This window comes from Mesobacillus sp. LC4, from assembly GCF_053543455.1.
On record NZ_JBGCUB010000001.1, the window covers coordinates 546,815 to 564,396 of the forward strand.

Consider the following 17,582-nt stretch of genomic DNA (forward strand, 5'->3'; position numbering starts at 1 on the left):
CAGTGGTCAGCCCTCCAACGCTTGTCGGGGCTGACCAAGGCGCTTACGCATTTCTTATGAAATGGAGGGATGGCAATGAATTATTCTTTTATCGACTTCCAGCGTATATCAAAAGCTCTTACAACCAGCAGCGAGGCATTGCGTAATGAAATCCAGACAGATGAAATGCAATTGGCAGAATTGCAGGAAGCGGAAAACAACTTACGTCAGGCATTGTCATTTGGCCTTTCGACACCTAAATAAAACACATGCAAAAAACGCTTGGAGCCCAAGCGTTTTTTTATTTTCCATAAGGCTTTTAGCCAATTTATTAGTTGTCCTGTTTATACCAATTGGGTGTTGTATCCGCCGTTAAAAGCCCTGAAGCAGCCTTTTTCCATCCTCGGTCATCCGATCCGGGGTCCAGGCCGGCTCCCAGGTCAATTGGACATCTGCATGATCAATTTCCTCCATACCTAGTACGCAATATTTAATGCCGCTGGCGATGCTGTCATGAAGAGGGCAGCCGGGTGTCGTCAAAGTCATTAATACTCTTGCTGTGCGAGGTTCCGGTACATCTATTTCATAAATCAAGCCTAAATCTACTACATTAATATTTAACTCAGGATCGATTACAGTTTTTAAATTTTCCCTTATTTTATCCTTTAATTCTGTCATTGCAATTTCCTCCTTATATGGTTATCACTTTTGCGATGATGTAGCTGAACAAGACCGTTCCTATAACGATTAAGCCCTGGCCGATATAAAAGATAGGCATCAACTTGATTGTGAATGAAAGTAAAAGAAGAATTGTACCGGCAGTGAAGGTCATGAAAAGAGGCAATACCAGCTTTTCATCCATCATTTCCTTTAATGCAGGAACCTTCTTTTTGCCGATTTCTTTGCTGTATTTATGAGTCCACCACAGGAATGGAACGATTTTATACAAATAACCGATGATGCTGAATGCGATCCAGGATATTAAATAAAGTAAGATAATCGGCCCTGCCATTGCTGAAAACAGATTTGCTGCACTTGCTGCAAAAGCGGCTAAGTGGATTAAAGCCCCGCAGCCTATGGCGAATAATGCAAACATGAAGGGACGATCAAGTTTCTTCTTCACGCGCTTATCGATGATCTTTTTAACATGCCAGCTAAAAGTCAAGAAACCAGCTAATAAGAAGAAGGTTCCAAACACTTCAAGCATATGGCTGCCTGTGATGAAAGAAAAAATTAAGAGAAAGATGCCAACAACATAAATAGCGAAAACAAAGGGTGCCTGTTTCATGGAATACCCATGTGAAAGTGAGAACATCGGGACCATTTTATAGGAAAAACCAAAGATCAATAATGAGAACCAGCCAACGGTACCCAGCAGGATATGGGTTTTAAAAATGGCTTGATAATATTCTGATAGAAAGCCTGTCTTCATGCTCAGCACTAGTGTGATACCAAGTGAAATGGTGGCTAGCAGGGAAAATAGCGCAGTCCCGACGAACAAAGTTAGGATATTGGGCTTTGCCTGGCTTTTTAGCGTCATGAACATTTGGAAGATGAACATCAAGATGCCGAGCAATGTCAGTAGTCCTGGAATCATGGCCTCTTGCGGGCGAAAGTACAGTGCGCCTGCGAAGGAAATGATTCCTGCTACCGTAACTGCCAGCTGCCAGAACCCGAATCTTTCATTCCAGATCGGTGTCAGGAAGGCGACAGGGACCAGCTGGTACATTGAGCCCATAGCGACCATCAGTGCCCATCCAAGCACGAACAGATGGGCTGCTGACCAGATTGCCGGAAGCCTGAAAATACCGGAAACAAGAAGGTCGCCGTTCAGCAGGATCAGCAGCTGTGATAGGACTAAGGCCAGCATGCTGAAGCCGATGAAAGAAAAAGGAAGTTTAATATTAGTCTCGTTGCCACTGCTTTGTTGAAACAATTCAATCACCCCGCTTTTCGGGAAATCGTCACACGATAGCTTCCGTCTTCTTGCTGTTCAGTCAAATAGATATAGCCCAGTTCATCCAGCTGCTCGAACAAGAACATCGGTCGGCGGTCATTAATGATGATAAGGGTCTGTCCTGCTTCAAGCTCTTCAAGCTTCGCGAGCGTCCTCATCATTGGCTGAGGCGGTTCAAGCCCTCTATTATCCAGGATCATCTTACTTCCCTCCTGTTTTAGTAAAAGTGATTTTATAATGTTTTGCTTCGATCTTTTCTACTTCGTGTTCAAAACCCTTAGCTTTTAACACTCCATAGAGCGGAACAGGTTTGAAAGGTGCATGGAGGATCAGGCTGTCATTCAATTGCAGCTTGCCAATGGCCTCCATGATTTTCTGGAAAGGTTCAAGCTTGTTATTGATATCCTCCCGCACATCCAATTCAATACTTCTGTGTTCCATATCGATCATCTCCTAAAACTTTAGTTGGTATGCTTAAATGATAATCATTTTCACTTTTCTCTTCCGTGATGCGCATCACTTAAACTTTAAAATTTCCTTTTTCTTGTTGTAAAGGAAATATGGAAGTATTATTGTGTGGATAACTCCATATGGGTATCTTAATCCAGCTCCAGCGCCTAGCCAGTTTTCACCCTGACTTAACTTCATCGAGTATCTTGCGAGAAGCGTTAGCTTTGAGCAGCTCGAGACGCTTGTCCAGCTGCGGCTCCTAGCTCCTCGAGACGTTTCGGTCCTGCCAATGAAGTCAAAAAGCGACTTCACTGTCAGGCCCTCCAACGCTTGTCGGAGCTGGGCAGTCGCCTCCGCTTTTTGAATTGTCCAGTTTCGCCTCCTAGAAACTCCGAAACTTCAACTCCGCCGGCAGAAGCAAAAAACGCTTCTTAGTCGGAGTCTCCAGTTTCTGTGTTTCTGGACAGTCGGCTATACTTTTCGGTTTCGGTCCGTCCAATGAAGTCAAAGAACGACTTCACCGGTCGGCCCTCCGAGGCACACGATGTGCTAGACCCGCCAGCCACAGGACGTGGCGCTCTTAGGCGGGCAGCGCTTGTCGGGGCTGACCAAGGCGCTTGCGCTTTTTGTTTTTAAAACAACTCCTGATGCAATTTTTCATGGTCAATCACGTAAAAGCCCTCTGAATCCAGCCTCAAGTAATCCTTCTTTTTTAAATGGTTGATCGTTCTGCTGACGGTTTCCCTCGAAGTACCGATCATGTTGGCAAATTCTTTATTGGTAAAATGGGTGGTTAATTTGAAACCATGCTCTTTCTTTTCCCCATTTGTCTTACATAGTCGAAGCAACAGCATAATGATCTGTTCATACGTATTATGAAGAATCTGTTCCTCAAGTCTGGCCTGCAAATCGATGATTTTCTCACCAAGCACGCGGAATAACTTAATAGATAGCTCAGGATAAGCAACCAGGATTTCTTCAAATTTAGAAATTGGGACGATGATCATCTGCGTGTCCTCCATTATTTCCGCGTGGGCGGGATACTGGCCTTTCCTGAAGAAGCCAGCGTGAGGGAACATCTCGCCAGTTTCAAGCACTGACACGATCTGTTCTCTTCCTGAAGAGTCTGTTTTATAAATCTTCACTTTCCCTGAATGGATGAAGAACACCCGGTCAAGTGGATCTCCCTGCATGAAAGCATACATTTTATTCTTGAAGAATCTCGGCTGGGCGATTTCCACAATTGGATTCAGTTCATCTTGTGATAGTTCTTTGAATATAGGAACTTCTTTCAATTGCTGTCTGATTTGGGATATATGCATATCAATCTGCTCCTCTAACTATTGGATTCAATATCTATCGTAAATTTTATCAAGAGACGCATAGGGGTTAAGTGACCTGAATCATATAATGACGTTTTTATGAAAATAATTATCATCGCTGTGTTAAATATCACACCTAACAAATGAGGAACTTCACAAACTTACCATCGAATTCTCTTTATGCTTAAGTTGTAAATCAATCATGAAAGGGGAGGTATGGTAGATGGAAATCCAGCATGGAACATCCAAGAATACAGTGGTCAAGAAAAATACAAACTCACTGTTGAAATCTGTACTCATCATTACTTTATTACTTAGCTTTACAGTGCTCCTGACAGGGGGATACTGGATCTTTAAAGATATGGCTCCGAGGCCGCTTGAAGTCACAAGCGAAAAAGGAGAGATCATCTTAACGAAAGAAAGCATCATGGGAGGGCAGGCTGTCTTCCAGAAATATGGTTTGATGGATTATGGAACTGTATTAGGGCATGGTTCTTATATGGGGCCTGATTATACTGCAGAGGCATTGAAAATTTATACTGATGGGATGCAAGACTTCAGAGCACAGGAAAAATACGGTAAAGATTTCGAAGGCTTAGCCGAGGATGAACAAACAATCATTCGAGACATTGTCATGAAGGAAATGCGTGAAAACCGTTATGTGCCAGATAAAGATAAGCTGGTATTGACAGATGCTCAAATATTCGGGCACGAAAAGGTAAGGGAATTCTATCATACTATTTTTACGGAAGGTGATGATTGGGGTCTCAAGCCTGGATTAATCCAGGAAAAACATATGCCGGATGGTGAGCGCGCCTGGGTATCCAAGGGAGACCAAATCGAACAAATTGCTGACTTCTTTTTCTGGACAGCTTGGCTATCAAGTACTGAAAGACCAGACGATGAAATCACTTATACTAACAACTGGCCTTATTATGAAGACGCAGGAAACACGATGTCATTTTCGGCAATCTGGTGGAGCGGGGCGAGCGTGACCATTTTGATCTTGTTCGTCGGATTGATCCTCTTTGTCTTCTATCGTTATCACCTGGGGATGCAAGAGGCTTATACAGCCGGCAACTTCCCTAAAATTGACTTGAGGAATCTTCCGCTAACCTCTTCACAATTGAAAACAGGCAAGTATTTCGCCGTTGTATCTGTACTATTCTTTGTACAGGCAATGTTCGGGGCACTTCTGGCACACTATTATATCGAGCCTGACAGTTTCTTCGGAATGAAGTGGGTCCATGATATCCTGCCATTCAACATTACAAAAGGCTTCCACTTACAGCTGGCTATTTTCTGGATAGCGACTGCATGGCTCGGAATGGGCATCTTCATCGCTCCGCTGGTCGGCGGTCATGAACCAAAACGCCAGGGATTACTAGTCGATATCCTTTTCTGGGCACTAGTAGTTCTTGTAGCCGGCAGTATGATAGGCCAATGGCTTGGGGCAAACGGCTATCTTGGAAACAATTGGTTCCTATTAGGTCACCAGGGCTGGGAATACCTTGAGCTGGGACGTATTTGGCAATTCATTCTTGCGACAGGCATGCTGATTTGGCTGTTCATCGTATTCCGCGGCATCAAGAGTGGATTGAAGAGAGAGTCCGATAAAGGCGGATTGATACACCTATTGTTCTACTCAGCGATTGCCGTACCAGCCTTTTACTTCTTTGCTTTCATGATCAATCCAGGGACACACTATACCTTTGCTGACTACTGGCGCTGGTGGATCATCCATCTATGGGTTGAAGGTATTTTCGAAGTTTTCGCAGTGGTTGTTATTGGGTTCTTGATGGTCCAAATGAAGCTCGTCACAAAAAAATCAACAATTAGGGCATTATACTTCCAGCTGATCCTTCTAATGGGAGCAGGTGTCATCGGTATCGGTCACCACTATTACTACAATGGCTCATCAGAAGCTTGGATCGCACTGGGTTCGGTATTCTCAGCTCTTGAAGTCATTCCGTTGACCTTGCTCATTCTGGAAGCATACGAACAGTATAAAATGATGAGGGATGGGGGAGTGGATTTCCCTTATAAAGGTACATTCTGGTTCTTAATTTCAGTAGCGATTTGGAATCTGGTTGGTGCAGGGGTGCTAGGCTTCCTGATCAACCTGCCAGCAGTCAGCTTCCTTGAGCACGGCCAATTCCTGACACCCGCCCACGGCCACGCAGCGATGATGGGTGTGTATGGAATGTTCGCAGGAGCAGTACTGATCTACTCATTGCGCAATATTGTGAAGCCTGAAAAGTGGAGCGACAAGTGGGTGAAATTCATTGTCATCATGCTGAACGTGGGATTGGCCGGCATGGTCTTCCTTTCATTGCTGCCAGTCGGTTACCTACAGTTAAAAGAAGCCTACTTCAACGGATATGCAGCATCACGTTCATCACAGTTCTTGCAGCAAGAAACAGTTGAGATGCTTCTGACGCTGAGAGCGATACCAGATTCAATCTTTTTGATTGGTGTTGCTGCCCTGGCGATCTTCAGTGTAAAAGCACTATTTAATCTTCGTAAAGTGACACATAAAGAAGGAGAACAGCTGCCCGTAAAGGATTTGGCTGTTGATGAAGAATAATGGGAAACCGCAAAGCGTCTTGCTTTGCGGTTTTTTCATGATGGTTTTTGTTCCTCTTCTTTCTCACAATCAAAACAAAGGACTCTTCCATCCTTATGGACACCATTCAAAAAACCGTCCAAGCAAAAAATCTCTTTTCCACAACTTTCACAGCGGCCTACTAACTCTTTCACAAACATCCCTCCCCTTCATAGAGTTCTCTCTTGAAGGAGAAGTTCCTCTTTTTTAGGCAAGATCTCTGTAGGACGCTTATTTCTTGAATGAGAGAAGTCATAGTCAACATGTGACCGCGCTCACTACATGGAAGGTTCCACGAATTTATAATGAAAATGTAAAGATTATAAAATAAAGGAGAGAGAGAAATGACTTTCAACGTTATTATCAATGTTCCTGATTATGCACCCAGGGAAAAACACCCTACTATATTCCAAAGCTTTGATTCACTGCAAAAGGGTGAATTCATGCAAATCGTCAATGACCATGACCCAAGACCGCTGCAATATCAATTCATGATGGAACGTCCGGAATCTTTTTCTTGGGAGTATCTTGAAGAAGGTCCAGAAACATGGCGCGTAGCAATCGGAAAAACAAAATAACCAAATAACCAATTAAATAAATCCTCTGATTCCAATGAACAACAGGTTCGCCTGTTGTTTTTGTTTTGTTCCGGAATAGATTAATATTGTTAACTAATAGACTGATACAGTTGGAATCTATTGTTCACTTGGACCGTATTCTTTTTGATATTGGCAAACGTAAATTTCAGAAAAGTATGATAAGATAGTATGGAAAAGAAAAATGGGGTGAAATGAATGAGTGAAGTATTGCAAACAGAAAAGAAATTTTTAGATTATGTTAAAAAAATGGCAGCCTATGGAGAGGCGCTTTCTTTGATTTATTGGGATTTAAGGACAGGAGCTCCGAAAAAGGGAGCTGGTCAGCGATCTGAAGTGATCGGGGTACTTTCTTCCGAGCTGTTCAATATGTCTACTTCAGAAGAAATGGCATCATACATAGCAAGGCTTTCCAATGAAATAAGTTTATCCGAAATTACCCGTAAAACACTGGACGAGTGCCGGAAGGATTATGACCGCAATAAGAAAATCCCAGCGGAAGAATACCGTGAATATGTGATTCTGCAATCAAAAGCCGAGAGCGTATGGGAAGAGGCAAAAGCAAATTCCGATTTTGAAATGTTCAGGCCGTATCTTGAAAAGCTGGTCGATACCACTAAGAGATTCCTAGGGTACTGGGGATATGAAGGCAATAAATACAATACGCTGCTCGATATGTATGAGCCCGGTGTCACAGTTGAAGTTCTGGATCAGGTATTTGGAGACCTTCGTGATAAAATCGTCCCACTCGTCCAGCAGATTTCCAATTCACAAGATAAGCCTGAAACTGAATTTCTATTCAAGCATTTCCCTAAAGAAAAGCAGCGTGCATTCAGTCTTGAAATCCTGAAACAAATGGGTTATGACTTTGATGCTGGCCGTCTCGATGAAACGGTCCACCCATTTGCAATGGGACTTAACCCTGGGGATGTAAGGGTGACGACGAAATACGATGAATCAGACTTTAGGACAGCTGTTTTTGGTACCATTCATGAGGGCGGCCACGCTCTTTATGAACAAAACATTTCCGAAGAGCTAGTCGGAACTCCATTGAGTTCGGGCACTTCAATGGGAATCCATGAATCCCAATCGCTTTTCTATGAGAATTTTGTTGGGCGCAATTACTCCTTCTGGAAAAACAACTACAGCCTGCTGCAGGATTACTCAGATGGACAGTTTTCAGGAGTGGAAGTAGAGGATTTCTACCGAGCTGTCAATGAGTCCAAGCCAAGCTTGATCAGGATCGAGGCAGATGAGCTAACATATCCGCTGCATGTAATGGTCCGATACGAGATTGAAAAAGGCCTATTCAATGATGAAATAGAAGTAAAAGATCTTCCGCAGATTTGGAATGACAAATATGAACAGTATCTTGGCATCAGGCCCAAAAATGATGCACAGGGTGTCCTTCAGGATGTCCATTGGGCTGGAGGCAGCTTTGGTTACTTCCCATCATACGCTTTAGGCTATATGTATGCAGCGCAGTTTAAGGATGCCATGCTCAAAGACTTGCCTGACTATGAGGAACTCCTGGAACAAGGGAATCTTAAGCCAATTAAAGAGTGGATGACTGAGAAAGTCCACAAGCATGGAAAAATGAAAAAACCACTTGAAATTTTGACTGATGTTACTGGTGAGGGACTCAATGCCCAGTACTTAGTGGATTATTTATACGAAAAATACAATAAAGTATACCAGCTGGTCTAGTAAGATCCTATTTGACAAAATAAGATGGCAGTCTTCCTGCCATCTTTTCTGTGTGGTGAAAATATGTACGGGAAATTGCCATATTTTATGATTGCTTTTGCTGCGGCAATGTGGGGGCTTATCGGCTTTTTTGTAAAAGGCCTTACGAATGCTGGATTCACTGCGATGGAAATTGTGGCAATCAGAGTGATGGCTGCTGCCATTATTTTGATTTTGGTGGGAATAGCTTTTTATCGAAGCCATTTAAAAATCAGGGTGAGAGACTTGTATCTTTTTGTGGGTACAGGGATTTTAAGCATTGTGTTTTTTAATTGGTCTTACTTTACGGCAATCAACCTGATGAACATCCCGATTGCAGTAGCTTTACTCTATACTTCTCCTGCTTTTGTTGCCGTTTTATCCTTTCTTTTCCTGAAAGAAAGCATTAACAGGAAGAAGCTGTTGGCGATTGTCATGACAGTCATTGGCTGTACACTTGCCGCAGGCGTTACAGGGCAGGGGGGAATATCGTTTTCTGCCTCCAGTATGTTTATTGGCCTAGGGGCAGGCTTCGGCTACGCTCTTTACAGTATATTTGGCAAGATCGCATTAAGGCGCTACCATCCTTTTACGGTAACATTGTATACATTTCTGGTAGCTTCGGCTGCCCTCGTTCCGACAACTGGCATTGTCAGCAAAACGGATGTCCTTTTTGCTGGGGATGTGTGGCTTTATGCGATAGGATTAGGGGTTTTCCCGACGGTGGTTGCCTATTTTGCTTACTCCTGGGGCCTTGAAAGAACGGAAAGCAGTACTGCGGCAGTAGTTGCTACACTAGAACCTGTCATTGCCACCATGCTGGGAATACTGGTGTATGGTGACAGGCTGGGCGGTCTTCAGTTGCTCGGGACCTCATTGATTATACTATCTGTAATATCTATTAATATCTCATTTCCGAGCAAGAAGCATACAAAGCACTTCACTGTGTGATTCAGTCTCTTTGAAGTGGGGAAACGAACTATTATAATAAATGTGCCGATAAACAGTGAAAGGAGCCTGGTTCATACCCAAGCTCCTTTTTACTATTGTAATCAAAGCGCTATTTATTTTGAGGATAAAAGTATATAAATTAGGGGGCAACTAGACAAAAGATTATGTTTTGTGATAAATTATTACAGTAAAAATCCTTTTGATAACTACATATTTTTAAATCGATGAAAAGGAAAGTAGTTTTTGCTATATTCGATAGCGAGCTGGGGACGGTGGAAGCCTGGTGATGAAGCATAAATGAAGAACACCTTTGAGTTCTAACCGAAAGGGATTACTTGAGTAGGCTTAGACGTTTCCAGCACGTTATAGCCTGGGATAGCAGTAGTAAGTTGGTCATTTAATGACAATTTGGGTGGTACCGCGGAAGTTCAGCCTTTCGTCCCTTTTTTGGGGATAGAAGGCTTTTTTTATTGCAAAAATTTCCTTGAGGAGGCTAATTATGATTAAAACCGTAGTAAAAGATTTATACAGGAATCAAGAAAATTTCAAAGACCAAACTGTTCAAATTACAGGATGGATCCGAACTCTCCGTGATTCTAAAACCATTGGCTTTATGGAGCTAAATGATGGAACTTTCTTTAAGAGTGTACAAATTGTTTTTGAAGAAACCCTTGATAACTTCAAAGAAATTACAAAATTGCCTATTAGCTCTTCTGTATTAGTAGAAGGTGAATTTGTACCAACTCCTGACATGAAACAGCCTTTTGAAATTAAAGCGACAAAAATTGTCGTCGAGGGATTATCGAATACAGATTATCCAATACAAAAAAAGAGACATACTCTTGAATATTTGAGAACAATCGCTCACTTACGTCCGAGAGCCAACGCCTTCTCAGCTGTTTTCAGAGTAAGATCTCTTGCATCCTATGCCCTTCACAAATTCTTCCAAGACAAGGGGTTTGTCTATGTACATACACCGATTATTACCGGAAGCGATACTGAAGGAGCAGGAGAAATGTTCCGTGTGACAGCAATGGACATGAACAAGCTTCCAAAAAACGAAGACGGAAAAGTGGATGACAGTGCAGATTTCTTCGGCAAAGAAACCAACTTAACCGTGAGCGGCCAATTAAATGTCGAAAGCTTTGCTCTTGCTTTCCGTAATGTGTATACCTTTGGTCCGACATTCAGAGCAGAAAATTCCAATACAGCACGACATGCTTCAGAATTCTGGATGATTGAGCCGGAAGTTGCCTTTGCAGAATTACCGGATATCATGGACCTTGGAGAAGAAATGGTCAAGTATGTCATTGATTACGTTTTTGAACATGCACCGGAAGAAATGGCCTTCTTTAACAGCTTTATTGATAAAACGCTTATCGAAAGATTACAGAATGCATTAGAATCCGATTTCGGAAGAGTTACTTATAGCGAAGCTGTTGAATTGCTAAAGAACTCAGGCAAGGAATTTGAATACCCAGTTGAATGGGGTACAGATTTGCAAACCGAGCATGAACGTTACCTTAGTGAGGAAATTTACAAGCGTCCTGTCTTCGTAACCGACTATCCGAAAGACATCAAGGCATTTTATATGCGAGCGAATGAGGATGGCAAGACAGTTGCCGCAACCGACCTTTTAGTTCCTGGAATTGGCGAGTTAATTGGCGGAAGTCAGCGTGAGGAAAGAGAAGAAGTCCTCGCAGAACGAATTAAGGAACTTGGTATGTCTGAAGAAGATTACTGGTGGTATCTAGAGCTTAGAAAATACGGAAGCACAAAGCATTCTGGCTATGGAATCGGATTCGAACGACTTGTTATGTATCTAACAGGAATGAAAAACATCCGTGATGTCATTCCATTCCCTCGTACACCGGGAAATGCAGAGTTTTAATTAAATAGTTGTAAAAAATAGGATGCCTAGGCATCCTATTTTTTAGGTTCAATACTGTATAACAATAAAAAACAGGGTGTGAAACCTTTTATGATTTCATACCCTGTTTTAGTTACTTTTTACTTCTAAACTCAAGAAGAGAATTATTAGAAGAACTTATATCCCTTAGAGCCTATCGGTGCATTTTGGATCATATCGATGAACGGTATTGTGTAAGCGAATAGGATTAAAAGGACAGTGATGCCAAGCCATAACTTCCAGTTTTCAAATACCATCGGAGTCTTCTCAGCTTGATCAGCAACCTCTCCGACAGGGAATTCTTCATCACCTTTAGGTGCGAAGAACGCAAGATTGATGAAAATGTAAAGCATCAGTATGATTCCTAGGAACAAGATCGATCCACCGACTGCCTGTGCGACCTGGTAAGGAATCCACTCAGCAGCTTGTTCTGCACCGCCGTAAGTTGAGAATGATGAACGTCGCGGAGCTCCAAGCAGGCCTGCTGCGTGCATTGCACCGGACATGAAGGTCATACCGATTGCCCAGACAATCCCCTGAATAATTGCTAGTTTATTCATAGCCTTTGTTAGTACCCTTCCAGTAAGGTGAGGGACTAGCCAATAAGAAATTCCGAAGAAAGTCAGGACGACTGAAGTCGCAAGTGTCAAATGGAAATGGCCTGTAACCCAGATGGTATTGTGTACTACCTGGTTCAACTGGTGGGATGCGTTGACTAGTCCGCCAGCACCAGCAGGAATGAAAGCTAGCATTCCGATAAATGGTACTGCAAAGCGTGCATCGCCCCAAGGAAGCTTTTTTACCCAGCCGAATAGGCCAGTAGAGCCTTTTGAACGGCCGAACATTTCAAATGTCGCAAACAACGAAAATGCAGTCATCAATGATGGGATGACAACAAGGAATGTCAAAATAACCTGGAGGAATTTCCATGCTGGGTCAATACCTGGTTCCATCAACTGGTGGTGGAAACCAACAGGGATTGAGAATAACAGGAATAGGATGAAAGACATCCTTGCTAAAGAATCAGAGAAAATCTTTCCCCCGATGATCTTTGGCACGATCGCATACCAGGCCATATATGCAGGCAACAGCCAGAAATATACAAGCGGATGTCCGAAATACCAGAACAATGTACGGCTGACTAATACATCTACCCGCTCTACTAGGCCAAGTGACCAAGGAAGCAGTTGGAATAATACAGTGGCAGCAACACCGATTGTCGCAACAATCCACATAAGCGTGTTTACAAGTGACATGAAAGTCAGCAATGGACTAGGTTTTCCTGGATTTGCTTTTCTCCATGAAGTGTAAGCCATAATCAGTGCGGCGCCGTCAATCCAGCTTCCGACGATGACAAGCGTAAGTCCTAGGTAAAAGAGTGCGTGTGCTTGTAAAGGTGCGTAAAATGTATAAAGAACAGAAGCCTGGTTCGTCAGGATCATGACAGCAGCCATTACGGTACCAATTGTCATTGTCCAGAAACCAATCCAGCCAGTCAAACGTTGTTTATCTGTTAATGTACCGGATGTTTTGCTCACTAAAGCGAGCTGGAATCCCATAATGAAAAATGTAGTTAAAACCAGTCCGAGTACAACACCATGGACGGTGAGGATTTGGTAATATCCAGTCCATGAAGGCAGTTCGAATTTTCCTGAACGGACGAGTGTCTGGAGCAAACCTGCAAGCCCGCCAATTGCAAGAGCGATGAAAGCGACATAAAAGTGGGCCATTGCCAATTTGCCGTCTCGGCGGTCTACTTTTGGATTAATTAATTTCGTAGTCATTATTCAACCACCTCGATTTTAGACGTCATCATGTGGTGGCCGACACCACAATATTCATTACAAACAATCAGATAATCGCCAGCTTTGTCGAATGTTGTGACGAACTCACTGATATACCCAGGCTCAAGCATCATATTAATATTTGTTCCTGCCACCTGGAATCCGTGGATGACGTCTTTGGTAGTCGCGATTACTTTCACTTTGGCTCCTTTTGGAACCTCAATTTGTCCAGGATTGTAGGAAAATGCGGAGGCTACAAAGACAAGTTCGTAATCCCATTCTTTTCCTTCTACCTTCTTCAGGCCAGGCTCATCGAAAGGTGCTGTAGTATCTACCTTTTCAGGATTGATTGTTGCCAGGCAGCTTGGTGGCTGGTTGCCTAAATAAAATGCGCTGACTCCAATAACAGATAGAAATACGATTAATGTCGTAATTCCAAATATAAGCCAGATCTTTTCAAATTTATGAATATGCATAACTTGTTTCTCCCCTTTTGGTCTCTCTTAAAAACGATTAACAAATAATAAATAAACGCCTACCCAAGTAGCGATTAAAAAGAATCCTAACAAGAACACAGATGCAAGTGTTCCTTTCAAGGAAGATTGTTCTTCCACCTTCGTATGTGTTTTCTTCCCAATTCCAGGCTGAGCCATCCCGGTCCACTCCCTTCGTAATTAAATGTTCGTTAATAATTGATGAGTACATTCTCATAATACAAAACAATTTGGAAACGTAAATATGGTTTCAGACAGTTCACAAATTGTTCATACCTGACATATTTACTATGTTAATGGTGAAAACGCGTCAATACAGTGATTTAAGTCACATGGAACGAGGGGGAAATGTGAAGAATTTGTGAATACACCCATGTGAAACCATGAGCAAAAGTGCAAACAAGCAAAACGAGATGTGACAGAACGACTTGACATTTTTAAAAATAGGAATCACTAATCTGAACTTAAGCGAATAAACTAATATAAAATGTGTCGATCAGGAAGTGGTATTCATGAAGAAGTTTTATTGCGAACATTGCCGCCTCATATATGATGAAATGAAAGTATGTAATATATGTGGAGGAGCAGCCGAAAAACAAATCTGGATTGAGGTACAAAAGCAATCCAATGAAAAATAGCACCTGTTTTGGTGCTTTTTCTATCTGCCATGCTGTATTTGAAACTAATTAAGGAAATTTATCAGTCGAGAATTTCAATTGAATGTCAGGCGGCGAAGCCTGAATTTTCCGCTTTATATGGTAAAATGGAGTCAATTTAAAGCGGGGGGATGATATGAATGTTTTTGCCATCATTTGATTTAGAAGGGAAAACAGCGATAGTGTCAGGTGCTGGAAGAGGGATCGGCAGGGCGATCGCTATTGGTCTGGCTGAGGCTGGAGCAAATGTTGCCTTACTTGCACGAACGGAGGAAAATCTTAAAGAAACATCTTCGGTAATTGAGAAATTAGGAAGGAAAACTCTTGTGCTGCCGACAGATGTGACCAAAAGGGACCAAGTACATAATTCGATTTCTGCAGTCAGTTCCGAATGGGGAAAGATTGATATTCTTGTCAACAATGCAGGAATGAATATCCGTTCAAAAGCTTTGGAAGCTACAGATGAAGAATGGCAAACAATCATGGATACCAACCTGAAATCAGCCTTCATGATGTCCCAGGAAGCGGGAAAAATCATGAAGGAACAAAATGCAGGGGGAAAGATCATTAATATCGCCTCTGTTGCCGGACAAGTAGCGCTCAGGACGGGTGTCGTCTATGCAGCGACTAAAGCAGCCCTTATGCAGATGACAAAGGTGCTCGCTATGGAATGGGGACAGTACGGAATTAATGTGAATTCAATCGGGCCATGGTACTTCAAAACGCCGCTGACAGAAAAATTATTGGCCGACGAAGCGTATGTCCAGGATATTCTCTCAGTAACGCCATTGAAGCGGATCGGGGAGTTGCCAGAGCTTGTAGGGCCTGTTGTATTCCTGAGTTCCGATGCGGGGAACTATGTGACAGGGCAAACATTATTCGTTGATGGCGGAATGACGATCCATGGATTTTGATTGCCTGGTGTATGGTACCTAGTGTAACAAGAAGTTCGAGTACTGCACTGTCCTCAAGATGCTATTTTTTAAGGTAGAAAACTTTAAAAGCGGGTGGATTTACTTGCAAAGAGAAATCTTGTGCTTGAAAGGTACCCTTATAGAGAAGAAATTCCAGGCATAAGGGTCTCATTCAGAGTGAACGGCACTCTTATAGAGGAGAAATACGGTGCATAAGGGTCTCGTTCGAAGTGAACGGCACCCTTATAGCGAAGAAATCCCATCCATAAAGGTATCATTGGCGTAAACGTTACCCTTATAGCCGGTAAACATTAACCGAAATATATGCGATTGACTTAAAAACGGTAAAAGCAGAGACTAAACATTGAAATCCAATGTCAACTGGTAAAGATTTTATAATGTATAAGGCCTCAGTGCATTGTATAATGAACTTGCACAGCAACTCCTTCAAAACGTTAGCTTTCCCTTATTGTGGGGAAGGCTTTTTTTTCGTTTCAAAGTCATAGACTAGTTTGACTGTATACTCTCCGGGTAAATGGAAAAAGTAACCGTACATAGATGTGAGGAGAGTATAAACATGCCGAGAATTATATCCATCGCAGAAGCTGTGCCGCCTTATTCTATAGAGCAGGATAAGGTAATGGACTTTGCGGAAAATCTTTTCAGTGAATCCTTTAAAGACATCAAAAGGCTGATTACCGTTTTTCAGAATGGTCAAATAGAAAAACGCCATTTTGCCAAAGATCTTGAATGGTTTGAACATGATCATACATTTGAAGAGAAGAATGATGCCTATATTGAGGCAGCTGTTGATCTTGGGGCAAAAGCCATTTCAAATTGCCTGAAAAACGATGAGTTTCTAAAAGACGAAGTACATCTTGAAGAGATTGATGCTATTTTTACCATCAGCAGTACGGGTGTGTCGACTCCGAGCATTGATGCGAGAATAATGAATGTCCTGCCTTCTTCTCAATATACGAAAAGGATTCCGATTTGGGGCCTCGGGTGTGCAGGCGGAGCATCAGGCTTGTCGCGTGCCTATGAGTATTGTCTTGCCTATCCAGAGGCAAAAGTCCTTGTGCTATCCATTGAGTTGTGCAGCTTAACTTTTCAACGAAACGACCGTTCAAAAAGCAATCTGATCGGCACTTCACTGTTTGCAGACGGTGTTGCCTGTGCCCTGGTCTGCGGAGATCGATCAGGCTATGAAAATATGATGAAAAAATCTTCGGCCCCCAATATTATCGGTACACAGTCCACCACCATGCCTGATTCGGAAGATGTAATGGGCTGGGAAGTGAAAAATGAGGGACTATATGTCGTCTTTTCCAAGGATATACCGACGATCATTGAAAACTGGCTGCAGCCCAATGTTTTAAGGTTCTTGAATACCAATGGCCTTGACGTTCCAGATCTTGATCACTTTATTGCGCATCCTGGAGGAAAGAAAGTACTTGAAGCCTATGTATCTGCATTACAGTTTCCAAAGACGATGACGAAGACTTCACTCGAAGTCTTGAAAGAATATGGGAATATGTCTTCAGTGACAATACTATACGTATTAAAGAGGTTCATGGAGACTGCAGAGAAAGGCGACCTTGGCTTGGGTGCTGCCCTAGGGCCCGGATTCAGCTCGGAATTGTTATTGATGAGGTGGGAATAAAATGGTGTTCCTCATATTTGTCGGATTGGTAATCTTTCAGAGGATGATAGAACTAGTCATAGCCAGAAAAAATGAGGCCTGGATGAAAGAGCAGGGAGCAATAGAGTTTGGACAGGGACACTATCCTGCTATGGTTGCAATCCACACAGCTTTTTTTATCACTTTTATCGTGGAAGTGACTCTCTTTGATAAAAATCTGTCAGGATATTGGCCAGTGTTACTTGCTCTGTTCATTTTCACACAGATAATGAGGATTTGGGCACTGACTTCATTGGGAAGATTCTGGAATACAAAAATCATCATTCTTCCGGGAGCCAATGTCGTCAAGAGAGGTCCGTATAAGATCATCAAGCATCCTAACTATTTAATAGTGGCGATAGAATTGATTGTTATTCCCTTAATGTTCAATGCCTATATTACAATGGCAGTCTTTACCCTATTAAATATCCTTATTTTATCCATTAGGATCCCAGCGGAGGAAAAGGCATTGAGAGAGCTGACGAAGTATGAATCAGAATTCTCAACTCATGGGCGCTTCGTTCCGAATTTGTTAAATAAGTGTGACAATTAACCTCCT

The 17,582-nt window shown here is 42.5% G+C and carries 18 protein-coding genes and 1 other annotated feature; of the genes, 9 read left to right on the forward strand and 9 right to left on the reverse strand.

Going from position 1 to position 17,582, the window contains the following annotated elements:
• Positions 1-75: 75 nt before the first annotated feature.
• Positions 76-243: a hypothetical protein gene (locus tag AB5I83_RS02805; RefSeq protein ID WP_448972653.1), complete on the forward strand. Its 168-nt coding sequence runs from the start codon at positions 76-78 to the stop codon at positions 241-243.
• A 108-nt stretch (positions 244-351) separates the two neighbouring features.
• Here the strand turns inward: AB5I83_RS02805 and AB5I83_RS02810 are convergent, their stop codons facing one another.
• The 6 genes from AB5I83_RS02810 to AB5I83_RS02835 all read right to left on the reverse strand — a co-directional run bounded on the left by AB5I83_RS02810 (position 352) and on the right by AB5I83_RS02835 (position 3,708).
• A complete protein-coding gene (locus AB5I83_RS02810; protein WP_448972655.1) occupies positions 352-657 on the reverse strand; it encodes a metal-sulfur cluster assembly factor in 306 nt (101 codons plus the stop codon).
• A gap of 13 nt (positions 658-670) precedes the next feature.
• On the reverse strand, positions 671-1,915 hold the full coding sequence (locus AB5I83_RS02815) for a hypothetical protein (RefSeq protein ID WP_448972657.1): 1,245 nt from the start codon (positions 1,913-1,915) through the stop codon (positions 671-673).
• Positions 1,916-1,920: 5 nt separating this feature from the next.
• Complete coding sequence (locus AB5I83_RS02820) at positions 1,921-2,136, reverse strand: DUF2249 domain-containing protein (RefSeq protein ID WP_214908490.1); 216 nt, start codon at positions 2,134-2,136, stop codon at positions 1,921-1,923.
• Between the two features lies 1 nt (position 2,137).
• Complete coding sequence (locus AB5I83_RS02825) at positions 2,138-2,377, reverse strand: DUF2249 domain-containing protein (RefSeq protein ID WP_448972659.1); 240 nt, start codon at positions 2,375-2,377, stop codon at positions 2,138-2,140.
• Positions 2,378-2,452: 75 nt separating this feature from the next.
• Positions 2,453-2,698 carry a hypothetical protein gene (locus tag AB5I83_RS02830; RefSeq protein ID WP_448972661.1) on the reverse strand — a complete coding sequence of 82 codons (246 nt, stop codon included), beginning with the start codon at positions 2,696-2,698 and terminating at the stop codon, positions 2,453-2,455.
• Positions 2,699-3,018: 320 nt separating this feature from the next.
• On the reverse strand, positions 3,019-3,708 hold the full coding sequence (locus AB5I83_RS02835; protein WP_448972663.1) for a Crp/Fnr family transcriptional regulator: 690 nt from the start codon (positions 3,706-3,708) through the stop codon (positions 3,019-3,021).
• A 223-nt stretch (positions 3,709-3,931) separates the two neighbouring features.
• Between AB5I83_RS02835 and AB5I83_RS02840 the strand changes: the two genes are divergently transcribed.
• The 5 genes from AB5I83_RS02840 to asnS all read left to right on the forward strand — a co-directional run bounded on the left by AB5I83_RS02840 (position 3,932) and on the right by asnS (position 11,476).
• Positions 3,932-6,295 (forward strand): nitric-oxide reductase large subunit, encoded by a 2,364-nt coding sequence (locus tag AB5I83_RS02840; protein ID WP_448972665.1) that lies wholly within the window; start codon positions 3,932-3,934, stop codon positions 6,293-6,295.
• 362 nt (positions 6,296-6,657) lie between these two features.
• Entirely contained in the window at positions 6,658-6,891 is a 234-nt protein-coding gene (locus AB5I83_RS02845) for a DUF2249 domain-containing protein (protein ID WP_226642231.1), read from the forward strand.
• Between the two features lie 216 nt (positions 6,892-7,107).
• A complete protein-coding gene (locus AB5I83_RS02850) occupies positions 7,108-8,616 on the forward strand; it encodes a carboxypeptidase M32 (protein WP_448972667.1) in 1,509 nt (502 codons plus the stop codon).
• Positions 8,617-8,679: 63 nt separating this feature from the next.
• Positions 8,680-9,585, forward strand: coding sequence for an EamA family transporter (locus tag AB5I83_RS02855; RefSeq protein WP_448972669.1), 906 nt, complete (start codon positions 8,680-8,682; stop codon positions 9,583-9,585).
• 215 nt (positions 9,586-9,800) lie between these two features.
• Positions 9,801-10,032 (forward strand) — a binding site (T-box leader).
• A 52-nt stretch (positions 10,033-10,084) separates the two neighbouring features.
• Complete coding sequence (asnS, locus tag AB5I83_RS02860) at positions 10,085-11,476, forward strand: asparagine--tRNA ligase (RefSeq protein WP_448972671.1); 1,392 nt, start codon at positions 10,085-10,087, stop codon at positions 11,474-11,476.
• A 146-nt stretch (positions 11,477-11,622) separates the two neighbouring features.
• On the opposite strand, the gene AB5I83_RS02865 is transcribed toward asnS, so the two are convergent.
• The 3 genes from AB5I83_RS02865 to AB5I83_RS02875 are packed head-to-tail and all read right to left on the reverse strand — an operon-like array spanning position 11,623 to position 13,931.
• On the reverse strand, positions 11,623-13,278 hold the full coding sequence (locus tag AB5I83_RS02865) for a b(o/a)3-type cytochrome-c oxidase subunit 1 (protein WP_167831315.1): 1,656 nt from the start codon (positions 13,276-13,278) through the stop codon (positions 11,623-11,625).
• Entirely contained in the window at positions 13,278-13,754 is a 477-nt protein-coding gene (locus AB5I83_RS02870; RefSeq protein WP_167831314.1) for a cytochrome c oxidase subunit II, read from the reverse strand. The genes AB5I83_RS02865 and AB5I83_RS02870 overlap by 1 nt, the downstream gene beginning before the upstream one ends.
• Before the next feature lie 27 nt (positions 13,755-13,781).
• Positions 13,782-13,931 (reverse strand): cytochrome c oxidase subunit 2A, encoded by a 150-nt coding sequence (locus AB5I83_RS02875; RefSeq protein WP_192470442.1) that lies wholly within the window; start codon positions 13,929-13,931, stop codon positions 13,782-13,784.
• Positions 13,932-14,568: 637 nt separating this feature from the next.
• Here AB5I83_RS02875 and AB5I83_RS02880 point away from each other — a divergent pair.
• The 3 genes from AB5I83_RS02880 to AB5I83_RS02890 all read left to right on the forward strand — a co-directional run bounded on the left by AB5I83_RS02880 (position 14,569) and on the right by AB5I83_RS02890 (position 17,576).
• A complete protein-coding gene (locus tag AB5I83_RS02880; RefSeq protein WP_448972674.1) occupies positions 14,569-15,342 on the forward strand; it encodes an SDR family NAD(P)-dependent oxidoreductase in 774 nt (257 codons plus the stop codon).
• A gap of 577 nt (positions 15,343-15,919) precedes the next feature.
• Complete coding sequence (locus AB5I83_RS02885; RefSeq protein ID WP_448972676.1) at positions 15,920-17,005, forward strand: type III polyketide synthase; 1,086 nt, start codon at positions 15,920-15,922, stop codon at positions 17,003-17,005.
• A 1-nt stretch (position 17,006) separates the two neighbouring features.
• Positions 17,007-17,576, forward strand: a complete 570-nt coding sequence (locus AB5I83_RS02890; RefSeq protein ID WP_448972678.1) for an isoprenylcysteine carboxyl methyltransferase family protein — start codon at positions 17,007-17,009, stop codon at positions 17,574-17,576.
• Positions 17,577-17,582 lie beyond the last annotated feature (6 nt).